Raw genomic sequence first — 6,786 nt, 5'->3', positions numbered from 1 at the left:
GGCGGGCAGCAGGACGAAGCCGCCGACCTCGTCGCGCAGGCTGAGCGCCCGGCTGCCGGCGCGGGCGGCCGCCTGGGCCAGCACCCACCGCACGGCCCGCGGGCGTCGGAGCCCGCCGCGGCGCGCACCCGCAGCACCAGGTAGCCGCTCTCCAGCGGCAGCCCGTACCGGGCGGCGACGTCGTCCGGCCCCTCCCCGCGGACCAGCGCCCAGGTGAGCTCGCGGAGCGCGGCGTGCTGGTCCGCGGCGCCCGCCTGGTATGCCTCGGTCACCTGGGCGACGGCCCGGCTCACCGCCCGCAGCTGCTCGCGGGTCAGCCGGAGCACGGCCGCCTCCTCCCCCGGGCCCGCGGCGTCGGCCAGCGCTTCCACGACCACCTCGGCACCCACGTGGTAGGTGTGCACCAGCGCCGCCAGCGGCACGCCCTCCTCGGCGCGCTGCACGGCCCGCTGCCGGGAGAGCCCCCCGCCGTCGACCGGCAGGCCCTGCGCGTGCCGGAGGAAGGCGCGGATCGCCGAGCGGGCGGTGGCCGCGACCTCGACGTCCTGCACCTCGCGCGGCAGCAGCCCGAAGCCCGGCACCTCCGCGGCGATCCGCTCGACGACGCGGCGGGCGAGCCGGGGCACCTCCGGGACGAGTCGTGCCGCGAGCGCGGCGGCCTGCTCGTCCCGCGCTTGTGACATCTCACAACCGTAGCCGTGCCTCACTGGTCGCCCAGCCGGTTGCCCGCCGCCCCCCGAACCGCCACGGTGGTCGGCATGACGCGCTCGCTGATCGACTACGCCGACGACGTCTGGCGCGGAGCCGCCGACGACAACATCGCCCAGAGCGGATCGAGCGGCACCGGCGTGCTCGACGTGACCGACGGCGTCGGCTTCCACGCCGGCTTCGGCAACGTCGTGACGTTCCGCGCCGGCGGTGAGCTGGTCCTCTTCGACAGCGGCAACCCGCTCGGGGCGCAGGCCCTGCACGAGGCGGTCCGCGCCTGGAGCCCGGACCCGGTGAGCACGGTGGTCTTCTCCCACGGGCACATCGACCACGTGTTCGGCGTCGGCCCCTTCGACGCCGAGGACTCCCCGCGTCCCACCGTCATCGCCCAGGAGCTGATCGGCGACAGGTTCGACCGCTACATCCTCACCAACGGCTACAACGCAGTGATCAACCAGCGGCAGTTCCAGGCGCCCGGCATGACCTGGCCGACCGAGTACCGCCGTCCCGACGTCACCTACCGGGACGGGATGACCGTCACCCGCGGCGGGCTCACCATGGAGCTCTTCCACGTCCAGGGCGAGACCGACGACGCCACGGTGGCCTGGCTGCCGGAGCAGCGCATCCTGTGCCCCGGCGACATGTTCATCTGGGTGACGCCGAACTGCGGCAACCCGCAGAAGGTGCAGCGCTACCCCCGCGAGTGGGCGATCGCGATGCGGCGGATGGCGGCCCTGGACGCCGAGATCATGCTGCCCTCGCACGGGGCGCCCATCTTCGGCGCCGACCGGATCAAGCAGGCGCTCACCGAGACGGCGGAGTGGCTGGAGAGCCTGGTCGAGCAGACCCTGGCGGGCATGAACGCCGGCGCCCGGCTGGACGAGCTCGTCCACGAGGTCACGCCACCGGCGCACCTGGCCGACCGGCCGTACCTGCGGGCCCGCTACGACGAGCCGGAGTTCATCGTCCGCAACCTCTGGCGCCGGTACGCCGGCTGGTACGACGGCAACCCGGCGCACCTGAAGCCCGCCCCCGACCGGCAGCTCGCCGCCGCGGTGGCCGAGCTCGCCGGCGGCGCGGCCGCGCTGGCCGACGTCGCCCGCCGCTACGCCGACGCCGGTGAGCTGCGCCTGGCCGGGCACTTCGCCGAGCTCGCCGTCCAGGCCGACGAGGACGACGCGACCGCGCACGCCGCCCGGGCCGACGTCTTCGAGGCGCGGGCGAAGGTCGAGGACTCCCTGATGGCGCGCGGCATCTTCACCTGGGCGGCCGCCGAGTCGCGCAAGCGCACCGGAGGGTCGGGACCGCAGGCCGGGCCGTCGTCGCGGCTGCTCGCGCCGAAGCCCGAGTAGTGCGGCGCTGGCCCGCCGCCCTCTACCGGGAGGGCGAGGAACCGGACCCGCGGTTCACCTTCGCCAACGAGCGGACCTTCCTGGCCTGGCTCCGGACCTCGCTGGCCCTCGTGGTGGGCGGCGTGGCGATCGACGTCCTCGCCGAGTCGGTCGAGTCGGGGAACGCCGACGGCTTCCGGCCGCTGGCCGCCGCGCTCGTCGTGCTGGGCATGCTGGCCAGCGGCAGTGCCTTCTTCCGCTGGATGACCAACGAGCGGGCGATGCGCCGCGGTGAGCCGTTGCCGGGGCTGGGGATGGGGGCGGTCCTGGCGCTCGGCATCGCGATCGTCAGCGCGGGACTCCTGATCCTGTTCCTCCTCTGATGACGCGCAGCCCCGGCCCGTGGGACCCCGGGCTCCAGCTCGAGCGCACGACGCTGGCCTGGCGCCGCACCGTGATCTCGGGGTACGGCGCCTCGCTGCTCATCGGCCGGCTGCTGCTGGACCGCTCACCGGTGCTGGCCGGGACGCTCGCCGCCGTCACCACCGCGCTCGTGGCGGTGATCGGCGTCCTGGCGTCCCGGCGCTCACGTGCCGCGGACGCGCGGCTGCGGCGCAACGACGTCCTGCCGGACGCCCGGCTCTTCCCCGTCATGTCGGCGCTGATGTTCCTGGCCGGCGTGATGGCGCTGTTCACCGTCGTCCTGCCACGGTGACCCGCCGCTCGCTACGTTCAGCCCCGTGAGCAGCGACGAGGAGCTGCGCGGCGAGGTCCGCACCTGGCTGGCCGCCCATCGGGACCGCGCGATCGACCCCACCGAGTGGCTGGCCATGGTGGTGGACGCCGGGTACGCCGTCCCCCGCTGGCCCCGCGACGCGTTCGGCGCGGAGCTGACCGAAGAGCAGGCGCGCATCGTCGAGGCCGAGTTCGCGCGGGTCGGCGCCCCGGGCAGCGGGCAGGACCGGACCAACCTCTGGGCGAACACCCTGCTCACCTACGGCACCGACGAGCTGCGCGAGCGGCTGCTGCGCCAGCTGCTGGAGAGCCGGCTGCGCATGTGCCTGCTCTACAGCGAGCCCGGCGCCGGCTCCGATCTGGCCGGCGTGCGCACCAGCGCCGTCCTCGACGGCGACGAGTACGTCGTGAACGGGCAGAAGGTGTGGACGTCGAACGCCGCGGGCGCCGACTTCGGGATGCTGCTGGCCCGCACCGACCCGACGGTGCCCAAGCACCGCGGGCTCAGCTTCTTCTTCCTGCCGATGGACCAGCCCGGCGTCCAGGTCCGCCCGCTGCGGCAGATCACCGGCGAGGCGCACTTCAACGAGGTGTTCCTCACCGATGCCCGGGTGCCGCAGGCGAACATGCTCGGCGAGCCAGGGCAGGGCTGGCGGGTCCTGGTGACGGCGCTGGCCTACGAGCGGGTCGCGCTCGGCGAGACCAACCTCGGGGCGAGCACCCGCGCGAACGGTCGTGGGCCGGTCGACCTGGCCGACCTCGTCCGGCGGCACGGCCGGACCGGCGACCCGCTGATCCGCCGGGACCTGGCCCGGGTGCACGCCCTGCGCGCGGTCAACCGCTGGACCAACCAGCGCGCACAGGCCCAGCTCGAGCAGGGCAGCTCCTCACCGCTGGCGTCGCTGGGCAAGCTGGCGATGTCGCGCATCGTGCACGAGACCGGCCGGGTGCAGTCGGCGATCGTCGGAGCCGAGGCGCTGCTGGAGGGGCCCGACCACCCGGACGGCGACGAGGCGAACTTCGCCTCGATGAACGCCTACTTCACCTCGATCGGCGGGGGCACCGACGAGATCCAGCGGAACATCATCGGCGAGCGGCTGCTCGGCCTGCCGAAGGAGCCCGAGGTCGACCGCGACGTCCCGTTCGAGGACATCCGGCACTCCTCCTGACCCAACCGTCCGGCCGGCGGTCACCAGCGGCGGGCGAGCTGCTCGAGGAGTTCCCGGCGCTCCTCCGGGGGGCGGCGGGGGCAGGACGTGCACAGCGCTCCCCCGGGCAGCCGGTAGAGCAGGCAGCACGACGCCCGGCGGGTGAACCGGGCGCCGCCGACGTCCTCGTACCGCGGCAGCGGCAGCGGGGCGCCGACCGCCTCGGCCAGCGGCCGGGCGCACGCCGTCGCGGCGGCCACGTCCCCGGTCGCCCGGCCCAGCGCGAGCAACTGGTTGGCCACGGAGTCGGCCGCCAACGCCCACAACGGGCGCTCGCGCACCCCGCCGGCCTCGGAGACGACGGCGATCACCGCTGCCAGCGAGGTCCGCAGGTCCGCGGCGAGCTCCGGCGAGCCGGACCCGCGGGCCACCGCCGCCATCGGCGCGTACCCGGGGAGCAGCGCCACGGTGAGGTCGGCGAGCCGGGCCGACAGCGGGATGCCGGTGACCAGCCCGGCCAGCGGCGGGGTCACCAGCACCGACGACGCCGAGTACCACCAGACGGTGGCGACCACCCGGCGGTCGACTGGCCGATGCCGTGGGGTGCGGGCGTCCAGGACCTGCGCCGTCCAGCCGGGATCGGCCAGCGCCGTCGCGGGCACGACCGCCGCCCCGGTCGGGAGCAGCAGGCCGAGAGCCGCGGCGCCGGGGATCCGGGCGGCCACGGCGGCCTGGGCGCTGCTCATCCCGCCAGTCTGACCGGCCATCGCACGGAACCGCCCGCCCGTCGCCCCGGGGCAGACGAGGAAACCCCCGACCCCATACCGTGTGACCCGAGCCACGTCGCGTCGCCAGGCTCCCGAGCGGCGCCGGACACCGGAGGTAGCGCATGAGCGACACGGTCCAGTCACCGGCCGAGGGTCAGACCTTCGCCCCGCCGGAGGCGCTCGCCGCGCAGGCCAACGTCGGGCCCGAGGTCTACGAGGAGGCCTCGCGCGACCGGCTCGCGTTCTGGGCGAAGGCCGCCGAGCGCCTGGACTGGGCGCAGCCCTGGGACGAGGTGCTCGACTGGAGCAACCCGCCCTTCGCGAAGTGGTTCGTCGGCGGGAAGCTCAACGTCGCCTACAACTGCGTGGACCGGCACGTCGAGGCCGGCCACGGCGAGCAGGTCGCCTACCACTGGGAGGGCGAGCCCGGCGACACCCGGGCGATCACCTACAGCCAGCTCAAGGACGAGGTGAGCAAGGCCGCCAACGCGCTCACCGAGCTGGGCGTGAACGCCGGCGACAGGGTCGCGATCTACATGCCGATGATCCCGGAGACGATCATCGCGATGCTGGCCTGCGCCCGCATCGGCGCCGTCCACATGGTCGTGTTCGGCGGCTTCTCCGCCGACGCGCTGGCCAGCCGGCTCGACGACTCCGGCGCCGTCCTCGTCATCACCGCCGACGGCGGCTACCGGCGGGGGGCGCCGAGCGCGCTCAAGCCCGCCGTCGACGACGCCGTGGGCCGCTCCCCCGGCGTCCGCAACGTCGTCGTCGTCAAGCGGACCGGCGAGGACGTGGACTGGACCGAGGGCCGCGACCTGTGGTGGGACGACGTCGTCGGGCGGCAGTCCACCGAGCACACCTGCGAGTTCTTCGACGCCGAGCACCCGCTGTACATCATGTACACGTCGGGGACGACGGCGAAGCCGAAGGGCATCCTGCACACCTCGGGTGGCTACCTGACCCAGGTCAGCTACACCCACTGGGCGAGCTTCGACCTCAAGCCCGACACCGACGTCTTCTGGACGGCGGCCGACGTCGGCTGGGTCACCGGCCACAGCTACATCGTCTACGGCCCGCTCTCCAACCGGGCGACGTCGGTGATGTACGAGGGGACGCCGGAGACGCCGCACCGGGGCCGCTGGTGGGAGATCGTGCAGAAGTACGGCGTCACGATCCTCTACACCGCGCCCACCGTCATCCGGACCTTCATGAAGTGGGGCGAGGAGGTGCCGGCCGGCTTCGACCTCTCCACGCTGCGCGTCCTCGGCTCGGTCGGTGAGCCGATCAACCCCGAGGCGTGGCTCTGGTACCACCGCAACATCGGCGGCGGCCGCTGCCCCGTCGTCGACACCTGGTGGCAGACCGAGACCGGCGGCCACATGATCAACCCGCTGCCCGGCGTCACCTCGCTGGTGCCGGGCTCCGCGCAGGCCCCCTTCCCAGGGATCTCGGCCAAGGTCGTCGACGACGAGGGCAACGAGCTCGCCGACGACTCGACCGGGCTGCTCGTGCTCACCGAGCCCTGGCCGTCGATGCTGCGCACCATCTGGGGCGACGACGACAGGTACGTCGACACCTACTGGTCGCGGTTCGCCGAGCAGGGCTACTACTTCGCCGGCGACGGCGCGAAGAAGGACGCCGACGGCAACATCTGGCTGCTCGGCCGGGTGGACGACGTCATGAACGTCTCCGGGCACCGCATCTCCACCACGGAGGTGGAGTCCTCGCTGGTCGGGCACCCGACCGTCGCCGAGGCCGCGGTGGTCGGCGCCAGCGACCCGACCACCGGGCAGGGCATCGTCGCGTTCGTGATCCTGCGCGGCACCGCGGAGGATTCCGGCGACGAGCTGGTGCAGACGCTGAAGACGCACGTCGCGAAGGACATCGGCCCGATCGCGAAGCCGCGCCAGATCATGGTCGTGCAGGAGCTGCCGAAGACCCGCTCGGGCAAGATCATGCGCCGGCTGCTGCGCGACATCGCCGAGAACCGCGAGCTCGGCGACGTGACGACCCTGACCGACTCCTCGGTGATGAACATGATCAAGGAGAAGCTGCCCGCCGCCCCCTCCGAGGACTGACCCCGCCCGGTGGTGG

7 protein-coding genes are annotated in these 6,786 nt (G+C 73.8%); 5 read left to right on the top strand and 2 right to left on the bottom strand.

What is annotated here, in order from left to right:
- On the bottom strand, nucleotides 1-683 hold a 683-nt coding region (locus A6V29_RS18775; RefSeq protein WP_212719614.1), incomplete at its 3' end, for an RsbRD N-terminal domain-containing protein.
- 75 nt (nucleotides 684-758) lie between these two features.
- Here A6V29_RS18775 and A6V29_RS18770 point away from each other — a divergent pair.
- From A6V29_RS18770 to A6V29_RS18755, 4 genes are read left to right on the top strand one after another with little or no spacing between them, the layout of a single operon-like run.
- Nucleotides 759-2,060: an alkyl sulfatase dimerization domain-containing protein gene (locus tag A6V29_RS18770; protein ID WP_137161723.1), complete on the top strand. Its 1,302-nt coding sequence runs from the start codon at nucleotides 759-761 to the stop codon at nucleotides 2,058-2,060.
- Complete coding sequence (locus A6V29_RS18765; RefSeq protein ID WP_137161722.1) at nucleotides 2,060-2,422, top strand: YidH family protein; 363 nt, start codon at nucleotides 2,060-2,062, stop codon at nucleotides 2,420-2,422. The genes A6V29_RS18770 and A6V29_RS18765 overlap by 1 nt, the downstream gene beginning before the upstream one ends.
- Nucleotides 2,422-2,754 carry a DUF202 domain-containing protein gene (locus A6V29_RS18760; RefSeq protein ID WP_137161721.1) on the top strand — a complete coding sequence of 111 codons (333 nt, stop codon included), beginning with the start codon at nucleotides 2,422-2,424 and terminating at the stop codon, nucleotides 2,752-2,754. The genes A6V29_RS18765 and A6V29_RS18760 overlap by 1 nt, the downstream gene beginning before the upstream one ends.
- Nucleotides 2,755-2,779: 25 nt before the next feature.
- On the top strand, nucleotides 2,780-3,943 hold the full coding sequence (locus A6V29_RS18755) for an acyl-CoA dehydrogenase family protein (protein WP_137161720.1): 1,164 nt from the start codon (nucleotides 2,780-2,782) through the stop codon (nucleotides 3,941-3,943).
- Between the two features lie 20 nt (nucleotides 3,944-3,963).
- Here A6V29_RS18755 and A6V29_RS18750 read toward each other — a convergent pair whose 3' ends face one another.
- Entirely contained in the window at nucleotides 3,964-4,668 is a 705-nt protein-coding gene (locus A6V29_RS18750) for a (2Fe-2S)-binding protein (RefSeq protein WP_137161719.1), read from the bottom strand.
- A 143-nt stretch (nucleotides 4,669-4,811) separates the two neighbouring features.
- Between A6V29_RS18750 and acs the strand changes: the two genes are divergently transcribed.
- On the top strand, nucleotides 4,812-6,770 hold the full coding sequence (gene acs, locus A6V29_RS18745) for an acetate--CoA ligase (protein ID WP_137161718.1): 1,959 nt from the start codon (nucleotides 4,812-4,814) through the stop codon (nucleotides 6,768-6,770).
- Nucleotides 6,771-6,786: the final 16 nt, after the last annotated feature.

The organism is Blastococcus sp. CCUG 61487, from assembly GCF_005222955.1.
In the GTDB taxonomy this organism is placed as follows: domain Bacteria; phylum Actinomycetota; class Actinomycetes; order Mycobacteriales; family Geodermatophilaceae; genus Blastococcus.
The sequence above is the reverse complement of the archived record's forward strand: the minus strand, read 5'-3'. Positions and strand labels throughout refer to the sequence as shown.